Origin of the sequence: Nocardia vinacea, from assembly GCF_035920345.1 — a bacterium.
Lineage (GTDB): Bacteria > Actinomycetota > Actinomycetes > Mycobacteriales > Mycobacteriaceae > Nocardia > Nocardia vinacea_A.
In genome coordinates, this window is the sequence record NZ_CP109149.1 from 3,124,679 (window position 1) to 3,149,427 (window position 24,749).

At 65.6% G+C, this 24,749-nt stretch carries 27 protein-coding genes; 14 read left to right on the forward strand and 13 right to left on the reverse strand.

The window, feature by feature from the left end; all coding sequences use genetic code 11:
* Genes zwf through pgl form a run of 3 tightly spaced genes read left to right on the forward strand, consistent with a single transcriptional unit; the run spans position 1 to position 3,219 of the window.
* Positions 1-1,560 carry a glucose-6-phosphate dehydrogenase gene (gene zwf, locus OIE68_RS14405; RefSeq protein ID WP_327099882.1) on the forward strand — a complete coding sequence of 520 codons (1,560 nt, stop codon included), beginning with the start codon at positions 1-3 and terminating at the stop codon, positions 1,558-1,560.
* Positions 1,557-2,465, forward strand: a complete 909-nt coding sequence (opcA, locus tag OIE68_RS14410; RefSeq protein ID WP_327099883.1) for a glucose-6-phosphate dehydrogenase assembly protein OpcA — start codon at positions 1,557-1,559, stop codon at positions 2,463-2,465. Before zwf ends, opcA begins: the two co-directional genes overlap by 4 nt.
* Positions 2,458-3,219 carry a 6-phosphogluconolactonase gene (gene pgl / locus OIE68_RS14415; RefSeq protein WP_327099884.1) on the forward strand — a complete coding sequence of 254 codons (762 nt, stop codon included), beginning with the start codon at positions 2,458-2,460 and terminating at the stop codon, positions 3,217-3,219. The genes opcA and pgl overlap by 8 nt, the downstream gene beginning before the upstream one ends.
* Here pgl and OIE68_RS14420 read toward each other — a convergent pair.
* Positions 3,216-3,986 (reverse strand): amidohydrolase family protein, encoded by a 771-nt coding sequence (locus OIE68_RS14420; RefSeq protein WP_327099885.1) that lies wholly within the window; start codon positions 3,984-3,986, stop codon positions 3,216-3,218. The genes pgl and OIE68_RS14420 overlap by 4 nt on opposite strands.
* 68 nt (positions 3,987-4,054) lie before the next feature.
* On the opposite strand from OIE68_RS14420, the gene OIE68_RS14425 reads away from it, so the two are divergent.
* Complete coding sequence (locus OIE68_RS14425) at positions 4,055-4,408, forward strand: MerR family transcriptional regulator (protein ID WP_327099886.1); 354 nt, start codon at positions 4,055-4,057, stop codon at positions 4,406-4,408.
* Between the two features lie 155 nt (positions 4,409-4,563).
* On the forward strand, positions 4,564-6,738 hold the full coding sequence (locus OIE68_RS14430; protein WP_327099887.1) for a thiamine pyrophosphate-dependent enzyme: 2,175 nt from the start codon (positions 4,564-4,566) through the stop codon (positions 6,736-6,738).
* A 67-nt stretch (positions 6,739-6,805) separates the two neighbouring features.
* Here OIE68_RS14430 and OIE68_RS14435 read toward each other — a convergent pair whose 3' ends face one another.
* Positions 6,806-7,234, reverse strand: coding sequence for a hypothetical protein (locus tag OIE68_RS14435; RefSeq protein WP_327099888.1), 429 nt, complete (start codon positions 7,232-7,234; stop codon positions 6,806-6,808).
* Positions 7,235-7,424: 190 nt separating this feature from the next.
* Here OIE68_RS14435 and OIE68_RS14440 point away from each other — a divergent pair, with 190 nt between their 5' ends.
* The 3 genes from OIE68_RS14440 (at position 7,425) to OIE68_RS14450 (ending at position 9,623) form a co-directional block, all read left to right on the forward strand.
* Positions 7,425-8,321: a DUF5753 domain-containing protein gene (locus tag OIE68_RS14440; RefSeq protein ID WP_327099889.1), complete on the forward strand. Its 897-nt coding sequence runs from the start codon at positions 7,425-7,427 to the stop codon at positions 8,319-8,321.
* An 18-nt stretch (positions 8,322-8,339) separates the two neighbouring features.
* Positions 8,340-9,161, forward strand: a complete 822-nt coding sequence (locus OIE68_RS14445; RefSeq protein ID WP_327099890.1) for an SAM-dependent methyltransferase — start codon at positions 8,340-8,342, stop codon at positions 9,159-9,161.
* 63 nt (positions 9,162-9,224) lie between these two features.
* A complete protein-coding gene (locus tag OIE68_RS14450) occupies positions 9,225-9,623 on the forward strand; it encodes a DUF397 domain-containing protein (protein WP_327099891.1) in 399 nt (132 codons plus the stop codon).
* Positions 9,624-9,781: 158 nt separating this feature from the next.
* On the opposite strand, the gene OIE68_RS14455 is transcribed toward OIE68_RS14450, so the two are convergent.
* The gene (locus OIE68_RS14455; RefSeq protein WP_327099892.1) at positions 9,782-10,891 is read right to left on the reverse strand and encodes an FAD-dependent oxidoreductase; all 1,110 of its coding nucleotides are present in this window, start codon (positions 10,889-10,891) and stop codon (positions 9,782-9,784) included.
* Positions 10,892-10,957: 66 nt separating this feature from the next.
* On the opposite strand from OIE68_RS14455, the gene OIE68_RS14460 reads away from it, so the two are divergent.
* The gene (locus OIE68_RS14460) at positions 10,958-11,638 is read left to right on the forward strand and encodes a TetR/AcrR family transcriptional regulator (RefSeq protein WP_327099893.1); all 681 of its coding nucleotides are present in this window, start codon (positions 10,958-10,960) and stop codon (positions 11,636-11,638) included.
* A 320-nt stretch (positions 11,639-11,958) separates the two neighbouring features.
* On the forward strand, positions 11,959-12,438 hold the full coding sequence (locus OIE68_RS14465; RefSeq protein WP_327099894.1) for a hypothetical protein: 480 nt from the start codon (positions 11,959-11,961) through the stop codon (positions 12,436-12,438).
* A 5-nt stretch (positions 12,439-12,443) separates the two neighbouring features.
* Here OIE68_RS14465 and OIE68_RS14470 read toward each other — a convergent pair whose 3' ends face one another.
* Complete coding sequence (locus OIE68_RS14470; protein ID WP_327099895.1) at positions 12,444-13,430, reverse strand: alpha/beta hydrolase; 987 nt, start codon at positions 13,428-13,430, stop codon at positions 12,444-12,446.
* Between the two features lie 54 nt (positions 13,431-13,484).
* Here OIE68_RS14470 and OIE68_RS14475 point away from each other — a divergent pair, with 54 nt between their 5' ends.
* Positions 13,485-14,333: an SDR family NAD(P)-dependent oxidoreductase gene (locus tag OIE68_RS14475; RefSeq protein WP_327099896.1), complete on the forward strand. Its 849-nt coding sequence runs from the start codon at positions 13,485-13,487 to the stop codon at positions 14,331-14,333.
* Positions 14,334-14,336: 3 nt separating this feature from the next.
* On the opposite strand, the gene OIE68_RS14480 is transcribed toward OIE68_RS14475, so the two are convergent.
* The gene (locus OIE68_RS14480; RefSeq protein ID WP_327099897.1) at positions 14,337-15,170 is read right to left on the reverse strand and encodes a LysR family transcriptional regulator; all 834 of its coding nucleotides are present in this window, start codon (positions 15,168-15,170) and stop codon (positions 14,337-14,339) included.
* A 70-nt stretch (positions 15,171-15,240) separates the two neighbouring features.
* On the opposite strand from OIE68_RS14480, the gene OIE68_RS14485 reads away from it, so the two are divergent.
* Positions 15,241-16,374 (forward strand): YbfB/YjiJ family MFS transporter, encoded by a 1,134-nt coding sequence (locus OIE68_RS14485; RefSeq protein WP_327099898.1) that lies wholly within the window; start codon positions 15,241-15,243, stop codon positions 16,372-16,374.
* Here OIE68_RS14485 and secG read toward each other — a convergent pair.
* Genes secG through OIE68_RS14505 form a run of 4 tightly spaced genes read right to left on the reverse strand, consistent with a single transcriptional unit; the run spans position 16,361 to position 19,772 of the window.
* Positions 16,361-16,594, reverse strand: a complete 234-nt coding sequence (gene secG, locus OIE68_RS14490; protein WP_040692092.1) for a preprotein translocase subunit SecG — start codon at positions 16,592-16,594, stop codon at positions 16,361-16,363. The genes OIE68_RS14485 and secG overlap by 14 nt on opposite strands.
* 58 nt (positions 16,595-16,652) lie before the next feature.
* Positions 16,653-18,263 (reverse strand): MFS transporter, encoded by a 1,611-nt coding sequence (locus OIE68_RS14495; RefSeq protein ID WP_327099899.1) that lies wholly within the window; start codon positions 18,261-18,263, stop codon positions 16,653-16,655.
* A 49-nt stretch (positions 18,264-18,312) separates the two neighbouring features.
* Positions 18,313-18,945: a hypothetical protein gene (locus OIE68_RS14500; RefSeq protein ID WP_327099900.1), complete on the reverse strand. Its 633-nt coding sequence runs from the start codon at positions 18,943-18,945 to the stop codon at positions 18,313-18,315.
* Entirely contained in the window at positions 18,942-19,772 is an 831-nt protein-coding gene (locus OIE68_RS14505; RefSeq protein ID WP_327099901.1) for a hypothetical protein, read from the reverse strand. The genes OIE68_RS14500 and OIE68_RS14505 overlap by 4 nt, the downstream gene beginning before the upstream one ends.
* A 174-nt stretch (positions 19,773-19,946) precedes the next feature.
* Here OIE68_RS14505 and OIE68_RS14510 point away from each other — a divergent pair, with 174 nt between their 5' ends.
* Complete coding sequence (locus OIE68_RS14510; protein WP_327099902.1) at positions 19,947-20,741, forward strand: META domain-containing protein; 795 nt, start codon at positions 19,947-19,949, stop codon at positions 20,739-20,741.
* 2 nt (positions 20,742-20,743) lie between these two features.
* Entirely contained in the window at positions 20,744-21,262 is a 519-nt protein-coding gene (locus tag OIE68_RS14515; RefSeq protein ID WP_327099903.1) for a hypothetical protein, read from the forward strand.
* Positions 21,263-21,329: 67 nt separating this feature from the next.
* Here the strand turns inward: OIE68_RS14515 and OIE68_RS14520 are convergent, their stop codons facing one another.
* The 4 genes from OIE68_RS14520 to gap all read right to left on the reverse strand — a co-directional run bounded on the left by OIE68_RS14520 (position 21,330) and on the right by gap (position 24,701).
* Complete coding sequence (locus OIE68_RS14520; protein WP_327099904.1) at positions 21,330-21,611, reverse strand: DUF1579 family protein; 282 nt, start codon at positions 21,609-21,611, stop codon at positions 21,330-21,332.
* A gap of 61 nt (positions 21,612-21,672) precedes the next feature.
* The gene (gene tpiA, locus OIE68_RS14525) at positions 21,673-22,458 is read right to left on the reverse strand and encodes a triose-phosphate isomerase (RefSeq protein WP_327099905.1); all 786 of its coding nucleotides are present in this window, start codon (positions 22,456-22,458) and stop codon (positions 21,673-21,675) included.
* Positions 22,459-22,461: 3 nt separating this feature from the next.
* Positions 22,462-23,676, reverse strand: coding sequence for a phosphoglycerate kinase (locus tag OIE68_RS14530; RefSeq protein ID WP_040692070.1), 1,215 nt, complete (start codon positions 23,674-23,676; stop codon positions 22,462-22,464).
* 5 nt (positions 23,677-23,681) lie between these two features.
* Entirely contained in the window at positions 23,682-24,701 is a 1,020-nt protein-coding gene (gene gap / locus OIE68_RS14535; RefSeq protein ID WP_327099906.1) for a type I glyceraldehyde-3-phosphate dehydrogenase, read from the reverse strand.
* Positions 24,702-24,749: the final 48 nt, after the last annotated feature.

The following is a 24,749-nucleotide window of genomic DNA, read 5'->3' on the forward strand; positions in this document are numbered from 1 at the left end:
ATGGCCGGCACTCAGACGAATACCTGGAAGAACCCGCTCCGCGACGAGCGGGATAAGCGGGTCCCCCGCATAGCGGGACCGTGCAGCATGGTGATCTTCGGCGTCACCGGCGATCTGTCCCGGAAGAAACTGATGCCGGCCATCTACGATCTGTCGAACCGGGGGCTGCTGCCCCCGGGCTTCGCACTGGTCGGCTTCGCCCGCCGGGACTACGCGGACGAGGACTTCGCGAATGTCGTGCTCGACGCGGTAAAAGCACACGCACGCACACCATTTCGGCAGGAGGTCTGGGACCACCTCGCCGAGGGCATCCGATTCGTACAGGGCTCCTTCGACGACGATTCCGCCTTCGCCAAACTCGCCGACGTCCTGGCGAAGCTGGACAAGGACCGCGGCACCGGCGGCAATCACGCCTTCTACCTGTCGATTCCGCCGAATATGTTCCCGGTGGTGCTCGATCAGCTCTCCGAGCACAAACTGGCCCAACCGACGAAAACCAATGGCGAGGGCCGCAAGCCGTGGCGCCGGGTAGTGATCGAGAAGCCGTTCGGCCACGATCTGGACAGCGCGGTCGAACTCAACGCATTGGTCAACCGGGTGTTCCCGGAAGAGACGGTATTCCGCATCGATCACTATCTCGGCAAGGAGACGGTGCAGAACATCCTGGCGCTGCGCTTCGCCAACCAGCTCTACGAACCGATCTGGAATGCCAATTACGTCGACCATGTGCAGATCACCATGGCCGAGGACATCGGATTGGGCGGGCGCGCAGGCTATTACGACGGTATCGGCGCGGCCCGCGATGTCATCCAGAACCACCTGCTGCAGTTGCTCGCGCTGACTGCCATGGAGGAGCCGATCAGCTTCGAGCCCAAGCAGTTGCAGGCGGAGAAGATCAAGGTGCTCTCGGCGACCAAACTCGTCGAGCCTCTCGATGAAACCACTGCGCGCGGACAGTACGCGGAAGGCTGGCAGGGCGGCGAGCATGTGGTCGGACTGCTCGATGAGGAGGGTTTCGACCCGCAATCGCGCACCGAGACCTACGCTGCGATCACCCTCGAGGTCGACACCCGACGCTGGGCTGGTGTGCCGTTCTACCTGCGCACCGGAAAACGCTTGGGCCGCAGGGTGACCGAGATCGCGGTGGTGTTCAAGCGAGCACCGCATCTGCCGTTCGACCAGACCATGACCGAGGATCTCGGGCAGAACGCACTGGTCATCCGGGTGCAGCCCGATGAGGGCATTACCACCCGCTTCGGTTCGAAGGTGCCGGGGTCGAGCATGGAAGTGCGCGATGTCAATATGGATTTCAGCTACGGCGAGGCGTTCACCGAATCCTCCCCCGAGGCCTACGAACGCCTGATCCTCGATGTGCTGCTCGGGGTGCCGTCCCTGTTCCCGGTGAACGCGGAGGTCGAATTGTCCTGGCGCATCCTGGATCCGGTGCTCGAGCACTGGACCGCCGACGGTAAACCCGAACAGTACGAGGCGGGGACCTGGGGTCCGGCCTCGGCCGATGAGATGGTGGCCCGCACCGGGCGCGAATGGCGGCGGCCATGATCGTCGATATGCCGCAGACCACCACCGGCGAGGTCACCAAACGCCTGGTGCGCCTTCGGGAGAGCAATGGTGTGATCACCATGGGCCGGGTGCTGACTCTGGTCGTGTGCACGCTGGACAGCTCCGAGGCCGAAGACGCCATCGACGCCGCCAATGACGCCAGCCGCGAACATCCCTGTCGCGTGGTTGTTTTGGCGCGGGGGGATCGCGAGGCCGAGACCCGATTGGATGCCCAGATCCGCGTCGGCGGCGATGCGGGTGCGGCCGAGGTGATAGTGCTGCGGCTGCAGGGTGATCTGATCAACCACGAGAGCAGCGTCGTCATCCCGTTCCTGCTGCCGGACACACCGGTGGTGGCGTGGTGGCCGCGTGGTGCCCCGGAGTTCCCGTCCAAGGATTCGGTGGGACGCTTGGCGACTCGCCGCATCACCGACGCCACCTTCGCCGCCGATCCGCAGGCGACGATCAAGAAACGCCTCGGCTCCTACGCCTCCGGGGATACCGATCTGGCGTGGAGTCGCATCACCTACTGGCGGGCGCTCTTGGCGGCCGCCATGGACGAACCGCCGTTCGAGCCGGTGGATTCGGTGATCATCTCCGGACTGCGCGAAGAACCCGCGCTGGATATGCTCGCGGGCTGGTTGGCCGCCCGGCTCGACTGTCCGGTGCGTCGCCGCTCGGGTGCGCTGCGCGTGGAGGTACGTCGCCCGACGGTGTCGATCGCGATCGAGCGGCCGCAGACCGGGCGCACCGCGACGCTGACCCGCACCGGTGACCCGGATCAGCGAATCGCCTTGGCGCGCCGAGAAACTCGCGACTGCCTCGCCGAGGAGCTGCGACGGCTGGATGCCGACGAGATCTATGCCGAGGCGCTCGCCGGAATCGAGAAGGTGACCTATGAGTGAGCGCGCGAACTTTCCCGCGAACACCGTCGAAGTACACAACGACACCGATGCCTTGATCGCCGCCGCGGCCACGCGATTCGTCGCGGTCGTGGTGGCGGCGCAGGCGGCACGTGGCTCCGCATCGGTGGTGTTGACCGGCGGTGGGACCGGGATCGGACTGTTGGAATCGGTCCGCAAGACACCCGGCGATATCGACTGGTCGCTGCTCGATGTGTTCTGGGGTGACGAGCGATTCGTGCCCGCGGGCGATTCGGAGCGCAATGATCTGCAGGCGCGGCAGGCGCTGCTGGATCATGTGCCGGTTGATCCGTCGCGGGTGCATCCGGTTGCCACCTCCGATGGTGAGTATCCGGATCCGGTCGAAGCCGCCGCCGAGTATGCGGCGGCGGTGCACGCGCACCTGGCCGAGCACGGGGCCTTCGATCTGCATCTGCTCGGTATGGGCGGCGAGGGCCATGTGAATTCGCTGTTCCCGGATACCGATGCGGTGCGGGAACAGCACGAACTCGTTGTCGCGGTGCCGGATTCGCCGAAGCCGCCGCCGGTGCGGGTCACGCTGACGCTGCCCGCGGTGCGGCACAGTCGCCATGTTGTGCTGGTTGTCGGTGGTGCCGCCAAGGCCGAAGCCGTTGCCGCGGCGGTTGCCGGTGCGGATCCGGTGGAGATTCCCGCGGCGGGTGCCGTCGGGTCGGAATCCACTACATGGCTGTTGGATCGGGACGCCGCCGCGGCTTTGCCGGGTACCGCGAGCTAACTCAGCAGCTGCTGCGCGGTCGCGCCGAGGACCAGTTCACGCACGTGTGGTGAGCGGGTGGCGCGTTCGACGGTGGTGCGCGCGACGACCGGGTCGCCGTAGGGGGCATCCGAGCCGAAGAGGGTACGCTCGGGAATTTCGGCTATGGCCAGGCGGACCGCGAAAACGATACTGGCAGTGGACAGTTCGAGGTACATATTCGGGGTGTCGCGAACCAGTTCGATTGCGTCCATCCAGTGCGCTCCGCCGAGTTGGGATACCACGAGCGGCACGCGGGGGTAGCGTCGCGCGAGGTCGGTCAGGGTGCGCAGGTCGGCGGCGGTCGTGGGTGCGGCGCCGTGGACGACGACAGGGAGTCGATCGTGGTCGGTGGCGGCACGGAGTACCGGCTCGATCAGGGCCGCTTGGTCCGGCGGCGGGGTCAACTCACCGATGCCGCGCAGTCCGCGCCCGACTACGTCGCGTTCGACGATCGCGTCGGCATCGGGCGTGTCGAGTGGTACCGAGGCGAATCCGATGAAGCGGTCCGGGTAGGCGGCGATTGCGGCATCGAGTTCGCGCCGGGCTGTTTCTCGGCCGAGGGCGCCGCCGCCCGCGAGAGCCTGCGTCAGTAGGTCCATCTCTTCGCGTAGTTCGGTGAGGTTTCCGGCTCGTTCGGGATGCGGTCGGGTCATGAACAGAATGGTCTTGTCCACGCCTGCCTCGTCGAGCACCGCGATGTGATCGGTGAGCGGGTCGTGGACGTGGCTGTGTGCGTCGATGATCAACGTTTCTCCTGACGGAATCGAGTTGCAGGCTCGAGTGTTGATCCCTGACACCATGGGAAGGTCAAATCATGCTGATCGGTGAGCTGGCCAGCCGTACCGGCACCAGTGAGCGGCTGCTGCGGTATTACGAGCGGGTCGGGTTGCTGTCGGCCGAACGCCGCCACAATGGGTATCGCGAGTACGACGCGGATGCCGAGCGGCGTGTCGGGCAGATTCGCGCTTTGCTCGCGGCGGGACTCTCGACCCGGGTGATCGGGCAGTTGCTGCCGTGCGCTGTCGACGACGGCGCGTTGCGGGCCTGTCCTGGCGTGTTGCCCGCGCTGCGGGATCGGCTGGCGGAGTTGGATCGTCGGGCCGTTGAGCTCGATACCGCTCGCGATCTGCTGCGGCGGACGATCGAGGAGACCGAGCAGTCAGGCTGATGCTGTGCACCATTCTGACCGCAGCCGATAAATCCGCGATTCGGCACCGGGGTACTCGGAGAAGTTTCTCGCAACTACCGCGGTGATCAGAATACTTTCGGAAATAGCGCCGAAATCAGGTCCCCGGAGCAGCGTTTGTCGGAGATGATCACAGCGTGACCGAACAGCGAGTCGACCTCGAGGAGCGGTTCCGGGCCGAGCTATCGGCGCTGGAGCCGCGGCCCAGCCGTCCTATCGAACAGCCGGTCGAGGATGTCGGACTCACCGGAGCCCAGTGCCTGGACCTGTTCGAATCACAGGCGACCAGTAGGCATCTCGATCTCGCAGCGCGCCGGTTGGGCAGCGCCAAGCGCGGCTATTACAGCATCGGGTCATCAGGGCACGAGGGCAATGCGGCGGTGGCGGCGGCCCTGCGCCCGACCGATCCGGCGCTGCTGCACTATCGCTCCGGGGCATTCTTCGTGCACCGGGCCAGGCAGGTGCCCGGTCTCGACCCGATCCGGGATGTGCTGCTCGGCATGGTCGCGGCGGCCGCCGAGCCGATATCCGGCGGCCGACACAAGGTTTTCGGCAGCAAACCGGCTGCGGTGATCCCGCAGACCTCCACCATCGCATCACATCTGCCGCGCGCCGTCGGCCTCGCCTTCGCGATCGAGCGCGCGGCACGGCTCGGCGTCGCCTGCGAATGGCCCTCGGATTCAGTGGTGCTCTGCAGTTTCGGCGATGCGTCGGCCAATCACTCCACCGCCGCCGGCGCCATCAATGCCGCGATTCACACTGCACGGCAAGGGGTTCCGCTGCCGCTGCTGTTCGTGTGCGAGGACAATGGCATCGGCATCAGCGTTCCGACCCCGCCCGGCTGGATCGAACAGTCCTACGGCATCCGCCTCGGGCTGCAGTATTTCGACGCGGACGGCAGCGATCTCCTCGATGCCGCGACAACCGCGACGCAGGTGGTCGACTGGGTGCGCGAACACCGCAAGCCCGCCTTTCTCCACCTGAGCACCGTACGACTCATGGGACACGCCGGATCCGATGTCGAATCCGCCTACCGCAGCCCCACCGATATCACCGCCGACCTGCGCCGCGACCCGGTGATTGCAACCGGCCGCCTCCTGGTCACTTCCGGTATCGCCACCCCGACCGAAGTCATCGCACGCTACGACGAAATCGGCGGACGAGTCGCTGCCATGGCCGAATTGGTTTGTCGCGAACCGAAATTGACTTCCGCCTCTGCGGTGATGGCCCCGTTGGTCTCGCCGCATCCGGACCTGGTCCAGGCCGATGTGTTGCGTCGAGGACACACAGTTGCACAGGGTGATTCGGTGACGTTGGCGCAGGCGATCAATCAGACGCTCGCCGCACTGCTCGACCGGGACAACGACGTCCTGGTATTCGGCGAGGATGTCGGGCGCAAGGGCGGCGTGTACGGCGTCACCAAGGGGCTACAGAAGCAGTTCGGAGTGCGCCGCGTCTTCGATACGCTGCTCGACGAACAGAGCGTGCTGGGCACGGCTCTGGGTGCCGGGCTCGCGGGATTCGTGCCGATTCCGGAGATCCAGTATCTCGCCTACGTGCACAACGCCGCGGACCAGTTGCGCGGAGAAGCCGCCACACTGTCGTACTTCTCCCAGGGGCAATACCGGAATCCGATGGTCGTCCGCATTGCCGGTTATGGCTATCAGAAGGGGTTCGGCGGCCACTTCCACAACGACAATTCCATTGCGGCACTGCGCGATATCCCGGGCTTGATCATCGCCTCTCCCGCTCGCGCCGATGATGCCGCCGCCATGCTGCGCACCTGCGTCTCCGCCGCCCGCGTGGACGGCCGCGTCTGCATCTATCTCGAGCCCATTGCCCTCTACCACACCCGCGACCTGCACCGCCCCGGCGATAATGCCTGGCTTGCAACACCTTCCGATACCGACCACATCGCCATCGGCCACGCCCGCGTCTACGGCGACGGCAGCGACCTCACCATCGTCACCTTCGCCAATGGGGTCCCCATGAGTCTGCGTGTAGCCCAACGCCTCTCGGATCGCGGCATCCGAGCCCGCGTTCTCGACCTCCGCTGGCTCTCCCCCCTCCCCCTCGACGACTTACTCGACCACGCCCGCGCCACCGGCCGAGTCCTCATCGCCGACGAAACCCGCCACACGGGCGGTGTCTCCGAATCCCTCTGCACAGCCCTGATCGACGCCGGTTTCAACGGCCCCGTAACCCGCGTAACCAGCGAAGACTCCTTCATCCCCCTGGGCCCGGCCGCCACTACCGTCCTCCTCGACGAATCCCGAATCGAATCCGCAGCCACGAAACTCGTCACCCGCTAACCGTCCGGGACCGCGCGTCACTCGCCGACCCCTCATATCGGCGAGTACCGCGCGCCCGCTGGAACCGTTATCGCCGCAACCTCAGCACCGCTTCCAAGATTTCTCGCATCGACGGCCGAAACCTGTTGTGCGGCTCGTGGATCCAGCGCCGAAATCCGCGCCGCTCGTCAGCCGGAGACGGCAGCACAATGTATTTCGACGCGACGCCGACATTCCAGCGCAGCAGCGCGGGCGTCAGACTCTCCGGACACGGTCCGGACGGTCCGGTCAGAAAGGTCCACCGCCGCGACGCCGGATGCTCTATCACCGGCCCCAACGGCCCTTGCTGCTCCGCGACGACTTCCGTTGCCAGCCTCGAGGGCATCATCACCGCGCTGACAGGTCCGGTCTGCACGATGATCCGTGTCTCGGTCTCGGGCATGATCACTGCGGGCAGTCCCAGATCGCGTTGGTAGTGCCGACAGCGCTGCGCGGTTGCCTCTGCGCTACTGGGCATTTCGCACCATCCGACGATCGTTCGTGGCTGTCGTCATCCGACCCCCTCAAACCGCGACGCAGGGGACGGTCCTCGATGACACCCACTGCCTCGGCGTGCCGTGATATCTTTGGTGTGGTAATGCTAGCGTGATTATCACGCTCCAGGAAGTGAATCGGATGAGTAGCGTCGGACGATACGCTGGGGAGCCATGGGAACTCGATTACGGACCGCGCGAAAATTGTTGCTGGGACGCGAGATCGAGCATATGGTCCGCACCGCGGGTGTCAGCCAGACCGAGGCCGGCAAAATCATCGAGTCGACCCAGAGCCGAATCAACCAGCTTATCAACGGAGTCGGCGCCATCAGCGTCGGCGATCTCGAACTCCTCACGACCACACTGGGTTTCACCGATCCGGGTTATATCGAGACGCTCAAGGAACTGCGCCGCGACAACCACAAGCGCGGCTTTTGGACCACCGGCCATCGCCGCGCCTACGTCGAGGACCTGCGACTGCTCGTCGATCTGGAGGCGCATGCCAGCCTGTTGCGCACCGCCGAGGCGGAGATCATGCCGGGACTCGTCCAGTGCGAGTCCTACATTCGCGCACTGCACGAACCGGTTACTCCGGTCGCGGCCGACCGCGTCACCGTCGAGGAATCGGTGCAGGCGCGGCTGGCCCGGCAACAGGTCCTGACCGAGGCGAACCCGCCGGAATTCCGCGCGATCCTGTCCGAATCCTGTCTGCGCCGCGAATACGGCGGGCGCGAGGTGATGCTCGAACAACTCGAACATCTGTCGAATCTGTCCAGACGGCCCAACATCCTGATCCAGGTCCTGCCATTCACCGTCACCACCCGCGGGGCGGGGATGGAGGACCGGTACACCCTGGTCCGGGTGCCGTCGCCGGGCGCGGCGGGTGACCTCGAGATGGCGATCGTGGAGAGCCAGGGCGATATCCGCTACATCGATGACAAACCCGCGGTGGCCGCCCGCGAAACCGTATGGTCCCGGCTCAGCGCGGCCGCTCTCGGCGCCGCGGACTCCCGCAAATTCATCGAGCACGTCGCACGATCGTTCCGCCGCAAGACATTCACCAGCACTTGACGAATCAGGAGCACCCGAATGCCCGCCGACTTCGAGCCCCGTGAAATTGATGCGAGCCGACCATCCGCCGCTCGCATGTATCACTACTACCTGTCCGGGGAAGCCGTCTTCGAGGTCGACAAGATCTTCGGTGAGCGACTGTTCGAAATACTGCCATTCCTCGATGTGTGGGCGCATCACAACCGCGGATTCCTGCGTCGCGCAACACGATTCATGGTGGAGCAGGGCATCCGGCAATTCCTCGATATCGGTTCCGGACTCCCCACCGTCGGCAATACGCACGAGGTCGCGAGGGAATCCGCGCCGGATTCGCGGGTGGTCTATGTCGACAACGATCTGGAGGCGGTCAATCGCGCCCACGACCTTCTGCTGCACGGCGGTGCCCTCGACAACACCGCCATCGTCGAGGCCGATCTGCGTTATCCCGACCTGATTCTGGACCATCCGGATACCCGGCGGCTGATCGACTTCGGGCAGCCGCTCGGTCTCTTGATCGTCAGCGTCTGGCCGTTCGTGCCCGACACCGACCAGCCGCACGAGCTGATGGCGCGACTACGCGACCGGCTCCCCTCGGGCAGTTATGCCGCGATGACCCATGTGTCCCTGGACGACGCAGGTTCGGAGATCAAGCAGCAAATGGCTGCCGCCGCCGCACTTTACGACGAGACCTCCGATCCGGTGTCCTTGCGCACCCGCGCCCAGTTCACCGCGCTCTACCACGGCCTGGACCTGGTCGAACCCGGTATCGCCTACGCACCGGACTGGCGCCCGGACCAACCGGTCGACCTGGAAGATACGGCGCGGCCGTGTAATTTCGCCGCCGTTGGCTATAAGCCTTAATGGACGAGCAACGGGTCTGCCAACCCCGTGCGACTCCTGCTTTACCCGTTGAAAGGACATGCAATGACGCAGCCCACCTTCACCGTCGCCGAATTCCGCAAGGCGACCTTCAGCTCGCCCAACCAGAATTGCGTGCGCATCGCACGTAAGAACGGGTGGACTGCGGTCTGGGACGACAAGCTCGCCGACGAGCGATACACGCCCGGAATGTCGTTGCCCGACAACGAAATTCTCGTCTTCACCGACGAGCAGTTCGACGTTTTCCAGGCCGGAGTGCGGGCGGGGCGCGTCGAGGATCGCCATCTGGCGATATCGCGCCGCGACGGCGGATACGTTTTCCGCGCCGCCATTCCCCAGCCGATCGATGGCGTGGAGCTACTCTTCGATCAGGATGAGTTCGATGCCTTCCGACAGGGTGTGCTGAACAACGAATTCGATTGCGCGCGATTCATCGCGGCCTGAGATGTCGGGTCTCAGAATTCGTGGCGGAATCGCAGAATGTTTGGGAGGCGACGTGGCGGATCCGCCACGGTTCTGAGATTCCCGAACTACATCCTTGCCCGAACCGCGGGTGATCGCGCTGGCTGGGCGACCGGTTGCTTGGTCGTGTTCAGTCACCTTCAGCCCGGTTGAAAGAACTCGAGCATTCTCCGGCTGGCGTCCGGCGACATCAGCAATTCCTGCATGTCCGCGGACATCCGGGCGGCAGCGCTGGTGCGTTCGAACATCTCGCGTTCGTATTCTTTGACGGCGGCGGGATAGTCGTCCGGGTGCGCGGCCAGTGCGCGGCCGAGTAGGGCGCCGTCGAGCAGCGCCATATTGGCGCCTTCCCCCACCGGCGGCATCAGGTGCGCGGCATCGCCGAGCAGCGTGACGCTTGGTGTCGATGGCCAGGTCAGGCCGACCGGGAGAGTGGTGATCGACCGTGGCAGGACCGTGTCGTCGCAGGCTGCGATCAGTGCGGTGAACCGTGAGTCCCAGCCGGCAAACAGCTCGATCAGCCGCGCCCGGGCGGCGGCCGGGTCGTCGAACGCGATCCCGCTCGTGGCGAACCAGTCCTCGGCGGTGTTGTAGAAGCTGAGGCCGATCCGAACGCGGCCGTCGCCGTTGCGCTGCGCTGCCAGGGATTGTCCGTTGCCGAGCACCCAGTAGTTGCCGCGACCGACCATCGCCGCGAGGTCGGGGTGGGTGCGATCGATGTCGGGAATACCGACCTCGACGACGTTCTGGCCGATATGCGCCGGGCGGGCGTCGGTGAGCAGCGCGCGCACCCGGGACTGCGCGCCGTCCGCGCCGACCAGCAGGTCATACGTCGCACTGCTGCCGTCGGCGAAGTGCAGCACGCCGTTGTCAGCGGACTCGAACGCGCGCCCCCAGCGCACCGCGTGTTCAGGAAGCGAGTCCAGCAGCAGGTTGCGCAGATCGGCACGGTCCACCTCGGGTCGCTCGAGCGGGGCGCCCTCGGGTGTGTCCTCCTGCAGCAGCAGGGTGCCGTCCGACTCCAGAAGCCGCATGTCCTGACCCTCACCACGGGCAATCGCGTAGAACTGGTCAATCAGACCGGCCTCGCGCAGCGCCCGCTGCCCGGAGTGGATGTCGAGCATGCCGCCCTGACCGCGCGCACCACGCGACGATTCACGTTCATACACCACGGCGTCGATGGCGTTCACGTGCAGCACCCGGGCAAGGGCCAAGCCACCCAAGCCGGCTCCGACAATGGCGATGGCCATAGCTATCCTCGATTCACTGTATCACCCAATACACTGTATCACTCCTAACGCTGTATTGTCGTCGGCATGTTGGTGTGGGAGCGGCCGGAGCCGCCGGATCGACCGACGCCGGCCCCGCTGAGCCGGGAGCGGATCGTCCGAGCAGCGATCCAACTCGCCGATGCGGACGGCCTGGACGCGGTGTCGCTGCGCAAGGTCGCCGCGGCGCTGGACGTCGGACCGATGCGGCTGTATGGCTACATCGCCACCAAGGAGGAGTTGCTCGACCTGGTGGTCGATGCGGTCTACGCGGAGATCAGGCCGACCGGAGACGGTTGGCGCGAGGTGCTGCGTTCCCTCGCCGAAACCATCCGGCAGGCCGCCCACCAGCACGAATGGTTCGCCGACCTGCTCGGCGGGCGGCCCCAGCTCGGGCCGAACACGCTGGCCAGCGGAGAGGCGGTGCTGGCCGCGATGGGCGGCGTCGACCTGGACACTGTCGTGCCGGCGGTCGCCGCGGTCAATGCTTACGTGATCGGCGCGGTACGCCGGGAGATCACCGAGCGGCGCGCCGAGCGGGTCTCCGGGATGGACCAGAAGCAGTGGCAGGCCACCTTCGGGCCTTATCTGCAGCGAACCTTCGCCACCGGCCGATTTCCCGCGCTGGCCTCGGTCGTCCACGATGGCCCCCACCTGGACGCCGACCAAACCTTCTGGACCGGCCTCGATTTCCTCCTCGACGGCATCGAAGCCCGCATCTCGAGCTGACGCGCGGCCGAGGGCCAGACGAGGGCCACCCACGGCACCAGCTCGCCGCTGACGCATTGAGAAGACACAACCTCATCAAAACTGAAGAAATGCCACGGAACTGAGATTCAAGCCGCATTACATCCCGTGAGACAACCGAAGGATCCAGTGGTGAGCGGAGATCAACATGTCACGCGATCCGAGACCCCTACATGAGATCTGTCCCGGTGGCGCCGACCGATCCGACACGCGGTAGCCGCGACTTCCGGTGAATCCGATTCGGCGGCGCCACCGGGGAAATACAGTGGACATACGGTGACCAGCGGCGAAAGGGCACGGCTATGACCACGATGTCCATGCTCGGCGAGGTACGACCCGAACACGATCGGGCGATCGAGGAGGGCCGGGTACTACTGCACTTTCTGCGGTCGTTCCGCATGCCCGCACTCGACGTATGGTCCGCCTGCGCCGAACGCCGGCAATTGGATCGCTGGTTCGGCAAGGTCACCGGCGGCAATGGCAACCTGACCATCGAACCGTTCGACGGTCCGGTCCCCGGCCCCATCGCAATCCGCGTCGAAGACTGCCGCGCGCCACATGATCTGGTGATCCACATCGACGGCGGCATCCTCGAACTGCATATGACCCAGGTGGGCGTCGTCACCAATCTCGAACTGATCCGCCGCCACATCTGCCCCGCCGACGCCTGCTCGGTCGGCCCGCGCTGGCAGTACCTGCTGGATCGGCTCACCGCCTACCTGGACCGACGCCCCCTCCCCAGCTGGGCCGACTACCCCGAATTGACCAACGAATACCGCTGACCCGGCTATTGCGTGAGGGCCGGATTCGGGACCAGGTCGCGGAGGTGGCTCGTGATCAGAGCGTTGACCTCGTCGGTGCGTTCCAACTGCACGAGGTGACCCGCGTCCGCGATCTTGGTGACGGCGCGCAGATCGGGAACGTTCGCACGGAGAGTTGCGAGCGGGTCGCGCCCGCTGAAGCCCTCCATATCCGGATCTCGGTCGCCGTAGAGGAAATACGTCGGAACGGAGATCTCGGCGTCGGCGAATTCGGCGGTGAGTTCCCAGTTCCGATCGAGCACGCGGTACCAGTTGAGACCGCCGGTGAAGCCGGTGCGCTCGAAATCCTGTGCCAGGGTGTCGAATTCGGCGATGGAGAACCACCGCCACGGCAGCAGCGGGGCTTCGGGGAGAACGTCGAGGTAGCCGGCGCCCTCGGCCGGGAAGCGCCAGGTGTCGAGATAGTGGTAGTCGGCGCTGAGCGAGTAGTAGACGCGAGCCAGGAATTCCCTTGTGCGGCCGCCCAGTTCGGCATCGGCCACGCCCGGCTTCTGGAAATAGTCCAGATGCAGGAAGTGACGCTGAGCGGCCTTGGCCCATAGCTGCGATGGCGCGCGCGGCGGCCGCGGGGCGAACGGATTATTGAGCACGATGACACCGCTCACCCGCTCCGGCGCGCGCAACGCCAACTCCCACACCAGCGCGGCCCCGAAATCCAAGCCGACGAAGACCGCCTGCTCGGCGTCCATGTCATCGAGTAGGCAGAGCAGATCGCCGATAACGGCGCGGTTGGTGTAGTCGCCGATATCGGTAGGTACATCCGTACGCCCATATCCGCGCAAATCCGGCGCAACGGCTCGGTAGCCCGCTGCGGCGACGGCCGCGAGCTGGCGATGCCACATGAACCAGGTATGCGGAAAGCCGTGGCAGAAGATCACCGGATGCCCTTCGCCCTGCTCGGCGACATGCATGCGAATGCCGTTGCTCGTAACGAACCGATGGATCAATTCCACTACGGCCTCCAATAGCTAGAACGTGTTCTTGTTTCACGGTAATGTCCCGGGATCGTGAACGGAATACCTCAGGTTCTAGGCGGCCGGGTCGCGGTGGTGACCGGCGCGAGCCGCGGCATCGGCAAGGGCATCGCGTTGGAGTTGGGTGCGGCGGGGGCCACCGTCTTCGTCACCGGGCGCTCGGCCGCACCCGGACGCCTGCCGGGGACCGTGCACGCGACCGCGGCCGAGATCGACCTGCTCGGCGGCGTCGGGGTTCCGGTCGTCTGCGATCACCGCGACGACGATGCGGTCGAGCGACTATTCGAGCGGATCCGCAACGAGCACGGGCGACTCGATGTACTGGTGAACAACGTCTACAACGCCCCCGCTGCCGCACGCTGGCTGGGCAAACCGTTCTGGGAGGTGCCGCCGCAGGCCTGGGATGAGACATTCGACGTCGGCCTGCGATCACATTACGTCGCAAGCGTTTTCGCGGCCCCCCTGCTGATCGAATCGGCGGGCCTGATCGCCAATATCTCCTCCCCCGGCGCCGAGCGCTATATGCACAACGCGGTATACGGCGTCGCCAAGGCCGCGCTGGACCGGCTCACCTCGGATATGGCCGACGATCTCGCCGAGTCGGGCGTCACGGTGGTCTCACTGTGGCCCGGAATCGTCGACACCGAACTGCTGCAAATGGTTCCACGCGATAAGGACGGCCGCCGCGTCGTCACGCTGCCCGGTGAGGGCACCTACGACCTCGACAACGCCGAATCCCCCCGCTTTCCGGGCCGTGCCGTCGTCGCGCTGGCCGCCGATCCGGACCGCAGCCAACGCTCCGGATCGGCTTGGCGCATAGCGGATCTCGCCGAAGAGTACGGTTTCACCGACGTCGACGGCCGCATCCCGCGCAACGACTGAGATTCAGACCAGCATCAGGAAACGCTGCACCGATCGCAACGGCGTCGGCTTGATCCGCCAGGTCAGATAGATATGCGAGCGCGGCGCATCCACGATGTCGACATAGACCACGCCCGGATGCGGTGCCCGAGAGCGCGCCAGCACCGGCACTATCCCGATACCGCGTTCGGCCGCGACGAGTTCGATCCACTCGTCGAAATTCGTGCAGGTGATGACGGTGCGATTCGGATCGGGCGAGTCCCACGATTCGGCATTGGTGGTGCCGGAAACGGTATTGGCCACCAGCGGAAAGTGTGCGAGATCGGCCCAGCGCACCTCGACCGCGGTTGCCAGCGGCGAATGCACTGAAACCGCCAGAACTCGCTGCTCCGAACCTATTTCGCGGGATTCGAGATGGTGCGGCAGCCAGATATCGTTGCGGTGGATGGCGATATCGATCGAACGGTCGTCGAGCGCCGCCATCGGATCCTCCACGCGGCGTAGCGAAATCCGGCCGCCAAGCGCCTCGTAGCGGGTGCGGATCGCGGCGAACCAGGCATCGGGCAGCAGCCAAGAGAATCCGACCTCGATCGTGGCGCGCATGCGCAGATCCGCCTGGACGGTCTCGATATCGCCGATGATGCGTCTGCTGTGTTCGAGTAGCTCGGCTCCCTCGTCGGTCAAATCGAAGCGCCGGGACGTGCGCTCGATCAACCGGCATTCGACCAGGCGCTCCAACTGCTGGATGGTTCGGGTCAGCGCGGGCTGGCTGAGGTGCAACCGGGCGGCGGCGCGGGTGTAGTTCGCTTCCTCGCAGAGCGCGACGTATGCCCGCAGGTGCCGCACCTCGATATCCATGCGTCGAGCGTATACATCGTGCACAGAAAGCATTTCACAGGCTTGTCAGCGGACCATACCGTCGGATCTTGTGACCGCATCAGCTCTCCTCGACACCCCGCGCCGCACCCTGGCACCGGCACTCGCCGCAGGTGCGGGCCTCGCCGGCGCCGTCGGTGTCGGGCGCTTCGCCTACACACCGCTGCTGCCCGCGATGGTGGACGCGCACCGCATCGATGCCCACGATGGCGCGCTCATCGCCGCCGCCAACTATTCGGGCTATCTCGCGGGCGCGGTGCTACTCGCACGTCGTCCGGATATGAACAGCCGCAATATTTTTCGCACTTCGGCTGCGATCCTGGTGGTCAGTGAAGCATTGGTCGTATTGCCCGGCCCGACCGTGATACCCGCGCTGCTTCGATTGATCGCGGGGTTGGCCAGCGCGGTGATCTTCGTCGGCTGCGCGGGCGCGATCGCTCGACTCGGTGGCCGCGCGCACGCTGCGGGCATCGCCTTCGGCGGGGTCGGCTCGGGTATCGCGCTCACCGGATTGCTCGCGCTGGCCGCGCAGCCGGTCTTGTCCTGGCAGGGTCTGTGGCTCGGCGCCGCCGGATTGACCGCCTTACTACTGCTGCCCGCCTTCCGACTGGATATTCACGGCGGGCGGAGCGCCGAGGTGGTCCATGCGAAACCTAAAAGCACGGCTTGGCGCGCGCTGCTCATCTCCTACTCGCTCGAAGGCGTCGGCTATATCGTGATCGGCACCTTCTTGGTCGCCGCCGTCGGCGCACACAACGCCACCGTGGGCTCGGCGATGTGGGTGATCGTCGGCGCGGCTGCCGCACCGGCGGTGCTCTGGAGCATTGCCGCACATCGCTGGACACCGACGACCGCCCTGGTCTTCGGGCTACTCGCGCAGTGCGCCTCGTCGGCCCTGCTCGCCTGGTCGACGACCATGTGGTCGGCGGTTATCGCGGCGGCGCTGTTCGGCGGGACGTTCATGGGTATCTGCATGCTCGCGATCCAGATCGGCATCGAATTGACCGACCACCGGGCCGCGGCCACACTCACCGCAGGCTACGGCGCCGGGCAGATGCTGGGGCCCCTGGTCGTCGCACCGGTAATCGGCGACGGCTATGCGATGGCCTTCGTGATCGCGACCCTCGTGCTGGCGGCGGCGACAGCGGCAGCCGTCATCGTCGCCAGGCAACTCAAGCGAACTTGATCTCCAGGCCGATGCCGAGGATGGCGATGAGCCAGATCATGCCGGTGAAGATGGTGATGCGGTCGAGATTCTTCTCGACGACAGTCGAACCCGACAGGCTGGATTGCACACCGCCACCAAACAAGCTGGACAGACCTCCACCCTTGGCACGGTGCAGCAGCACCAGCAGCACCAGCAGCACGCTGGTGACGATCAGGAGGATATCCAGGAACATCCGCATGCCGGACAGTCTATGGGTGCGCGCCGGTACCGGCATAATCGCCCCGGCTCGACGCGACCTACGGTGTGTCCACCGCGACCAGGTGCGTGGTGGTGTCCTGGCCGATCATGAACTCCGCGACGGCGCGCTCGCGCAGTTGGTCCTGGGCGGTGAGCCGCACCTGATGCTGGTGCATATGCTCAGACCAGGAACGCACCACGAACGCCTCGACATAGCGATCGACCACCCCGACGTCGCGATACAGCCGCCATTCCATCGCGCCGGTGCGCTGCATGGACCGTCCGACGAACACCATCGCGGCCAGGAATTCGTCGACCTTCTCCGGCGGGACATCGTAGGTGCGCAACACCAGCACGGGGCCGTCCTCGGGATCCGGTTCGACCACGAGCTGCGGTTCCGGCCAGAAGGCACTCGGGCTCAGATCCATTTCCTCCGCATTGTGGCGGATCGGTAGCCAGACCGAACTCAGCGCGGAGCCTGCCAACAGCACAGCGGCCGCCAGCAGTGCGGTCACCGGCCCCACCGCACCCGCGACCAGACCCCACACCAGCGAACCGAGTGCCTGGCCGCCCATGAACACCAGCATGTACACCGACAACCCGCGCGCCCGCACCCATGCGGGCAGCAGCAATTGCATGGTCGAGTTCATCGTCGACATCGCGAGCAGCCAGGCAAATCCCGCCCCGACCACCAGCACCAGCACCACCGGCACACTGTGTAGCACCGCCGCACCCGCCGAGGCGATGCCGAACAGAACCGCGGCCGCGGTCAAGCGCTGCGTGGGTGTCAACAGCGCACGGACCCGACCCAAGCCGACCGCACCCGTCACCGCGCCGAGCCCGAGCGCGCCGAGCAGCAGGCCGTAGCCCGATGAGGACAAACCGAGTTCGTCGCGGGCGATGACCGGAAGCAGCGCCCACACCGCGCTCGCCGGCGCTATGAACAGAATCGAGCGCAACAGCACCCGCCGGATCGCGGGCGCGGCGCGAATGAACCGGGTGCCCGCCTGCAGCGCCGCCAGCGGACGTTCACTGGGCAGCTTTTGTTCCTTCGCCGGTCTTCGCCAGCTGAGCAGCACCGTCACGATGCCGACGAACGACACCGCGTTCAGCGCGAACACCAGCGTCGGTCCGGACACCGAGACCAGTACGCCCGCGATGGCGGGTCCGACCGCGCGCCCGATATTGATATTCATACTGCCCAGCGCTGCAGCGGACGGAATCTGTTCGCGTGCAACGAGTTCCGGCTGAATCGCCTGCCAAGACGGCGCCGTCAACGCCTGCCCGCACCCGAGCAGGAACAGCAACGTCAACAGCACGCCCGGAGTGGTGTGCCCGGTCGCTGTCGACACCGCGAGCACGGCCGCCAACACCGCCATCGCCGACTGTGCCCCGACCAACAACCTGCGGCGATCCAACAGATCCGCCAACACCCCCGACGGAATCGACAACAGCATCACCGGCAATGTCGTCGCCGTCTGCACGAATGCCACCAACGTCGCAGCATTGGGCGCATCGACCAGAATCCACTGCGCCCCAACGGTTTGCATCCAGGTACCCAGATTCGAGACCAACTGCGCGATCCAGAGCGCCCGATAGATTCGCGACCGTAACGGCGCCCAGGTGGATACAGGTGTCGTCGCATCGGCAGTGGTCACTGGCCCGAGCATAGCGACGGGTCGAACTACGTGCCGTTCACCATTAGTGCGAATATGGTGACTATGACCTCGGCACGGCTCGGGTCGATGCGGTGGCAGGCCGGGGCGACTGGTGGTCGACGAGCGGGATCGGCCGCCGCAGATCGACCATGGTCGCCAGCGGGATCGGATGTTCACGCTCGATGATCGGCCCGACTTCCGGTGCGCCGATCGAGACCGACACAGTGCAGTCACCAGGTCCCAACGCCGCCAGCATGCCATCACGAACGGTTGCCACGAGTGGTCGAACCAGCACCGTGACACAGAGTTCGAGCTCGAATTCGCCCACCTGGCTGCCGTCGACGGTTACCTCGAGGCGCGGACAGTAGCTCCGAGTGACCTCGTGTTCGAACAACTCGACCTGTTCGACTCCGCCGGCGCGGGTTCGCATCGCCGCACTGTGCAGCCGCTGGTAGCGACGCCAACCCGCGACCGCGACCCCGCCGAGATCAACCTCGAGCAACCCGTCCACCGCCCTGGCCACCTCACGCAGCGCCGCCGACCGCAGGACCTCGGTAGCGACCGGTGTTCTGCGCAAAGCCAGTTGCTCGACACCGCTCGCGCCCAGGCGCTCGGCCAACTCCCCCTCGACGACCTCACGCTCCACCTGCCCGAACAATACCGCCCGAGCCGTGATCGATATCGGCCTCGTCATCGCGAAACCTCCCTGATGTGCAGCTGCGGCTCACCGACACTCAGCCGAACGTGAACAGCCGGAACAGTGGGGCGCATGAATTCCCGAATATGAATCGACCGCCGCAGGTCCCCGGCCACCTGCACGCGTACCAACGGCGGGCGCGGATCACGGTGGTACGCGCGCGACCGATCGGCTGCCTTACGCCGCTGGCGCAGTACGAGCGTCGCCACACCGACGGCGAAGAGTAACAAGCCGATTCCCAACACTGCACCGAAGTGGTTGCCCCGCTGCGGATCGTCCACCGCTGACCCTGCGGTCGGCGCGTCAGATGTTTCCGCGACAGCTGCTTGTGTGGTGGTCGTCGTGATCGGCTCGGTGGTCGTCGTGATCGGCTTGGTGGTGGTAGTCGTGCCGGAGCGAGGATCGATCGTGATCTGCCGGACTGCAGATGCCTCGCCACAGGCGGCGCTGATCGTCTGGGGGCCGGTTGCGGCCTGATTGGACACGGCAATGGAAGTGGCGAACACCCCCTGGGAGACCGACGCGTTCTGCGGCGAACCGGACCAGCTCGGGGTAAGCCGGATCACGTTACACGGCCAGTAACTGCCGTTCACTGTGATCTGTGTGCCGCGTTCCGCGCGGGTCGGCGCAACGTTGAAAGTGGGATCGGGACGCGGACAAGACTCCCCCACCGCCGTGCGAGCCGTAGTGCACGGCCCCGCCTGTCCGGTGATCGGCGTAGGCGAGGTTGTCGTAGGCGCCGACACCGCCAGCGGTACCGCCACCACGCCGAGCACACCCGCCGCGGCCACCGCGACAAGGAACGCTCGTGCCTCGCTTCTCATAACCACCTCTCCGAAACGCCGATCGCCCAGCAACGATCCGTGCTCCGGAATCAAGTCTGTGCCCGCCCCCACACACCGACACGAGTAACCCACTACCTGTTTCGACGGTCGCACCCGCCCAACGGCCAGCCGATTTGCGCGGTTTCCAGCGGCAACGGCCGTACCATCGGCTACATGTCGGCTACAACGGTGCGCGTCGGGATTTTTCTGGCTATGGCGGCCGGTCTGGTGGCCGGGTGTTCGGGGGACGATGAGAAGGAGAACAAACCGGCGGGGTCGCCGATGGGACGCACTTTTGTCTCGACCGGGGTCGAGGGGCAGCAGATTCCGGGCGGCGGACCGATGACGCTCACCTTCGCCGATGGCAAGATCTCGGCGAACTCCGGCTGCAATACGGCCGATGGCACGGTGGATCTGACCGATGGGATCCTGCATATCGGCACGCTCTCGAGCACCCTGATGGCCTGTCCGGATGAACGCAGCCAGGCCGATAGCTGGCAGGACAAAGTGCTGATGTCGCTACCCAAATGGCGGGTCGACGATTCGACACTGACGCTGACCGGAAAGGAAACAACGGTCACGTTGCTGGACAAGAAGATCGCTCAACCCGATAAACCGCTCATCGGCACGACATGGATCGTCTCCGCCCTGATGACGCCCGATGCGCAGATCCGTTCCCAGACGCTGGACGATGTGAAGCCGACGCTCACCATCGCGGCGGACGGCGCGGTCGTCGGCAGCGCGGGATGCAATCGCATGACCGGTCACGCCACCGCATCGCCCACCGCCAACGGCCCGGACGTCACGTTCCAGATCGGCACCACGAAGATGGCGTGCGCGCCGGAGATCATGGAGGTCGAGCAGGCGGTGCTGAAGGCCCTCGACGGCAAGACAACGGCGACCATCGACGCGGACAATCTGATCCTGCGCAATACCAACCGCTTCGGCCTGACCCTGCGCGCGGCATAGCCGTGAACCAAAACGCCTCCCGCACAACGGATCTCCGTCACCCGGACCGCAAACGCACCTGGCATACCGAGATCGGTCCGTGGCCGGATCTTCCGTCCGCCCATATCGAGAAGCTGCCCGCGCCGCCGTCCCCGGTAACCCTCGTCCGCTACGCCGAGCTCTACACCGCCGCTGGCCGCATCCGCCGCACCGAACACGGCGGCTCGGATATGGATACCGTCACCGCGCTACTCGCCGCGCGAGACGAATTCCTGCACACCACCTTCACTTTGGGTTTTATCGACCCCGACGGCGCACTCCTGGCCGAATGCTCGGTCGGCATCTCCGATACCACAGCCAGGCTGTACATCGTGCACGCCACCAAGCAGCCCGCAGAACTCGCCCACCTCCTGCGCGGCACCCTGTACCGGTTGCACGTGCACTATCCGGACGTGCGGACCGCCGAAGTCTCGATGGACCCGCACGACGAACCTTTGGAGCTGGCGCTCACCGCCAGCGGTTTCATAGTGAACCACCTCTGATCCCGACTACTTCCGCGTCAGGATCACCCGGTCCGCAATTCGCTCCGCCTCCCCGGGCGGGAGCGAATTAGAGCTCCATGGTCACCCGATCGGCCGACTCCAGCTTGATCACCGTCCGCATCGGAATCGTCTTGCCGATGAATTGCGGACCGAGCACACCCGGATCGGTGAACTCCCCCGCCACCTCGATGCCGGCGGCGCTGCCGCTGGCCTTGGTGCCCTTGTAGGTCATCATCATCGGCGTCACGCTGTCCACCGTCGACCATTCGTAGCGGTCGTCGGTCGGCGAATAGCCGAGAGTGCCGAGCCGGTAGTACGGCTTGCCGCCGAAGGTGCCCTCGGCTTCCACGCGAATCAGCCCGGCAACACGCGATCGGGCGTGCTACCGGGCTGATTCGAACATTCACCCGTCAGGGCAGCGGACCACCCGCGGCAATCGCGGACAGCGTGGCGAATTCGTCGCCCTTGAGCGACGCACCGCCGACAAGCGCGCCGTCGATATCGGTCTGCGCGACCAACTCGCCCACGTTCTTGGCATTCACCGAGCCGCCGTAGAGCACCCGCACACCCGCCGCGACCTCGGCCGAGGCCAGTTCGACGAGTTCCGCGCGAATCGCACCGCAGACTTCCTGCGCGTCGGCGGGGGTGGCGACCTTACCGGTGCCGATGGCCCAGACCGGCTCGTAGGCGATGACGATCTTCGAAATCTCTTCGGCCGTCAGACCTTTGAGCGAGCCACGCAACTGCTCGAGGTTGTACTCGACGTGGGTCTTCGCCTCGCGGACATTGAGACCCTCACCGATGCACACGATCGGGGTGATCCCGTACTTCAGCGCCTGCTTGGTCTTGGCCAGCACGGTGGCATCGTCCTCGGAGTGGTACTGCCGCCGCTCCGAATGGCCGACAACCGCGAAGGTGCAACCCAGTTTGGCCAGCATGGCACCGCTGATCTCACCGGTGTACGCGCCCTCGTCGTGGGTCGACACATCCTGCGCACCATAGGTGAGCAGCAGCTTGTCACCCTCGACAAGGGTCTGCACGCTGCGGATGTCGGTGAACGGCGGGATGACCGCGACGTCGACCTTCGCGAAGTACTTCTCCGGCAGCGCGAAGGCGATCTTCTGCACCAGGGCGATGGCCTCGAGGTGGTTGAGGTTCATCTTCCAGTTGCCCGCGATGAGCGGTTTGCGTGCCATGGTTCAGTCCTCCAGTACCGCGATGCCGGGCAGTTCCTTGCCCTCGAGGTATTCCAGGGATGCCCCGCCACCAGTGGAGATGTGCGAGAAACCGTCCTCGGGCAGGCCGAGCGCGCGGACGGCCGCGGCCGAATCGCCACCGCCGACAACGGTGAAAGCACCCTTGCCCGTCGCGGTCACAATCGCCTCGGCGACACCCCGGGTACCCGCGGCGAAGTTCTCGAACTCGAATACGCCCATCGGGCCGTTCCAGAACACCGTCTTCGCCTCGGTGAGTAGTACCGCGAACCGGTCCACCGACTCGGGACCGACATCCAATCCGAGCCAGCCGTCCGGAATCTCGTGGGCGGGCACCACCTTCGAATCCGCGTCGGCCGCGAACTTATCCGCGACGACGATATCGCGCGGCAGGTGGATGACATCCGCGTAGCGCTCCAGCAGGCCCTTGCAGGTCTCGATCATCTCCTCCTGCAGCAGCGAGCCGCCGACCGAAAGCCCCTGTGCGGCAAGGAAGGTGAAGCACATGCCGCCGCCGATCACCAGGGTGTCGACCTTGGGTGCGAGTGCCTCGATGACGGCCAGCTTGTCGGAGACCTTGGAGCCGCCGAGCACGACCGCGTACGGGCGCTCCGAGTTCTCGGTCAGCTTGGCAAGCACCTCGACCTCGGCGGCGACCAGCGTGCCCGCGTAGTGCGGCAGCAGCTTGGCCACGTCGTAGACCGAAGCCTGCTTGCGGTGCACCACACCGAAGCCGTCGGAGACGAACGCGCCATCATCGCCGACCAACTCGACCAGGGCCGCGGCCAATTTGGCCCGCTCGCCGTCGTCCTTGCTGGTCTCACGCGGATCGAAGCGCACGTTCTCCAGCAGCAGTACATCGCCGTCGGTGAGGCCCTCCGAGCGCGACAACGCGTCGTAGCCGACGACGTCACCGGCCAGCTGGACATTGCGGCCGAGCAGCTCGGCCAACTTCACCGCGACCGGGGCAAGGGAGAATTTCGGGTCCGGCTCACCCTTCGGACGGCCGAGATGCGCCGTGACGACCACCTTGGCGCCGGCCTCGACCAGCGCCTTCAGCGTCGGCACCGAGGCGATGATGCGCCCCGGATCGGTGATCTCGCCGTTCTCGTCGAGGGGGACGTTCAGATCGGAGCGCACGAGTACGCCCCGACCCTCGACACCCTCGCTCAGCAGGTCCTGGAGTGTCTTGACTGCCATGCGCGTCAGAGCGACTTGCCGACGAGGCCGATGAGGTCGGCCAGGCGGTTGGAGTAGCCCCACTCGTTGTCGTACCAGGAGTACACCTTCACCTGGTCGTCGATGACCTTGGTCAGCGGCGCGTCGAAGATCGACGAGTGCGGGTCGGTGACGATATCGCTGGACACGATCGGGTCCACGCTGTACTTCAGGATGCCCTTGAGCGGGCCATCGGCGGCGGCCTTGAACGCGGCGTTGATCTCCTCGACCGTGGCCTTCTTGGCCAGATCCGCGGTCAGGTCGGTGATCGAACCGGTGGGGATCGGGACGCGCAGCGAGTAGCCGTCCAGCTTGCCGTTCAGCTCGGGCAGCACCAGGCCGATGGCCTTGGCGGCGCCGGTGCTGGTCGGCACGATGTTCAGCGCGGCAGCGCGGGCACGGCGCAGATCCTTGTGCGGGCCGTCCTGCAGGTTCTGGTCCTGGGTGTAGGCGTGGATGGTGGTCATCAGACCCTTGACGATGCCGAACTCGTCATTGAGGACCTTCGCCAGCGGGCCGAGGCAGTTGGTGGTGCAGGAGGCGTTGGAGATGATGTTCTGGCTGCCGTCGTACTTGTCGTCGTTGACACCCATGACGACGGTGAGGTCCTCGCCCTTGGCGGGCGCGGAGATGATGACCTTCTTGGCGCCGGCGGCGATGTGGCCCTTGGCCTTGGTCGCGTCGGTGAAGATGCCGGTGGATTCGACGACCACGTCGACACCCAGGTCACCCCACGGCAGGGCGGCCGGGCCCTCCTTGATGGCCAGCGCCTTGATCCGCTGCTCGCCGACGACGATGGTGTCGTCACCGTCCAGCGACACGTCCTGCGGCAGGCGGCCGAGGATCGAGTCGTACTTCAGCAGCGTAGCGAGGGTCGCGTTGTCGGTGAGGTCGTTGACCGCGACGATCTCGATGTCGGTGGTGCCGAGCGCCTTCTGCGCCTCCACCGCCCGGAAGAAGTTACGTCCGATACGGCCGAAGCCGTTGATACCAACCCGGACAGTCACGTTATCGCTCCTCAGCTTTCAAGCGGATTCATTCCGATGCCATAACCA

What these genes read in the sequence shown, in the direction of transcription:
- zwf (WP_327099882.1), top strand. Translation starts at nt 1, where the DNA reads ATGGCCGGCACTCAGACGAATACCTGGAAGAACCCGCTCCGCGACGAG.
- opcA (WP_327099883.1), top strand. Translation starts at nt 1,557, where the DNA reads ATGATCGTCGATATGCCGCAGACCACCACCGGCGAGGTCACCAAACGC.
- pgl (WP_327099884.1), top strand. Translation starts at nt 2,458, where the DNA reads ATGAGTGAGCGCGCGAACTTTCCCGCGAACACCGTCGAAGTACACAAC.
- OIE68_RS14425 (WP_327099886.1), top strand. Translation starts at nt 4,055, where the DNA reads ATGCTGATCGGTGAGCTGGCCAGCCGTACCGGCACCAGTGAGCGGCTG.
- OIE68_RS14435 (WP_327099888.1), bottom strand. Translation starts at nt 7,234, where the DNA reads ATGCCCAGTAGCGCAGAGGCAACCGCGCAGCGCTGTCGGCACTACCAA.
- OIE68_RS14440 (WP_327099889.1), top strand. Translation starts at nt 7,425, where the DNA reads ATGGGAACTCGATTACGGACCGCGCGAAAATTGTTGCTGGGACGCGAG.
- OIE68_RS14445 (WP_327099890.1), top strand. Translation starts at nt 8,340, where the DNA reads ATGCCCGCCGACTTCGAGCCCCGTGAAATTGATGCGAGCCGACCATCC.
- OIE68_RS14450 (WP_327099891.1), top strand. Translation starts at nt 9,225, where the DNA reads ATGACGCAGCCCACCTTCACCGTCGCCGAATTCCGCAAGGCGACCTTC.
- OIE68_RS14455 (WP_327099892.1), bottom strand. Translation starts at nt 10,891, where the DNA reads ATGGCCATCGCCATTGTCGGAGCCGGCTTGGGTGGCTTGGCCCTTGCC.
- OIE68_RS14460 (WP_327099893.1), top strand. Translation starts at nt 10,958, where the DNA reads ATGTTGGTGTGGGAGCGGCCGGAGCCGCCGGATCGACCGACGCCGGCC.
- OIE68_RS14465 (WP_327099894.1), top strand. Translation starts at nt 11,959, where the DNA reads ATGACCACGATGTCCATGCTCGGCGAGGTACGACCCGAACACGATCGG.
- OIE68_RS14480 (WP_327099897.1), bottom strand. Translation starts at nt 15,170, where the DNA reads ATGGATATCGAGGTGCGGCACCTGCGGGCATACGTCGCGCTCTGCGAG.
- secG (WP_040692092.1), bottom strand. Translation starts at nt 16,594, where the DNA reads ATGCGGATGTTCCTGGATATCCTCCTGATCGTCACCAGCGTGCTGCTG.
- OIE68_RS14495 (WP_327099899.1), bottom strand. Translation starts at nt 18,263, where the DNA reads ATGCTCGGGCCAGTGACCACTGCCGATGCGACGACACCTGTATCCACC.
- OIE68_RS14500 (WP_327099900.1), bottom strand. Translation starts at nt 18,945, where the DNA reads ATGACGAGGCCGATATCGATCACGGCTCGGGCGGTATTGTTCGGGCAG.
- OIE68_RS14505 (WP_327099901.1), bottom strand. Translation starts at nt 19,772, where the DNA reads ATGAGAAGCGAGGCACGAGCGTTCCTTGTCGCGGTGGCCGCGGCGGGT.
- OIE68_RS14510 (WP_327099902.1), top strand. Translation starts at nt 19,947, where the DNA reads ATGTCGGCTACAACGGTGCGCGTCGGGATTTTTCTGGCTATGGCGGCC.
- tpiA (WP_327099905.1), bottom strand. Translation starts at nt 22,458, where the DNA reads ATGGCACGCAAACCGCTCATCGCGGGCAACTGGAAGATGAACCTCAAC.
- OIE68_RS14530 (WP_040692070.1), bottom strand. Translation starts at nt 23,676, where the DNA reads ATGGCAGTCAAGACACTCCAGGACCTGCTGAGCGAGGGTGTCGAGGGT.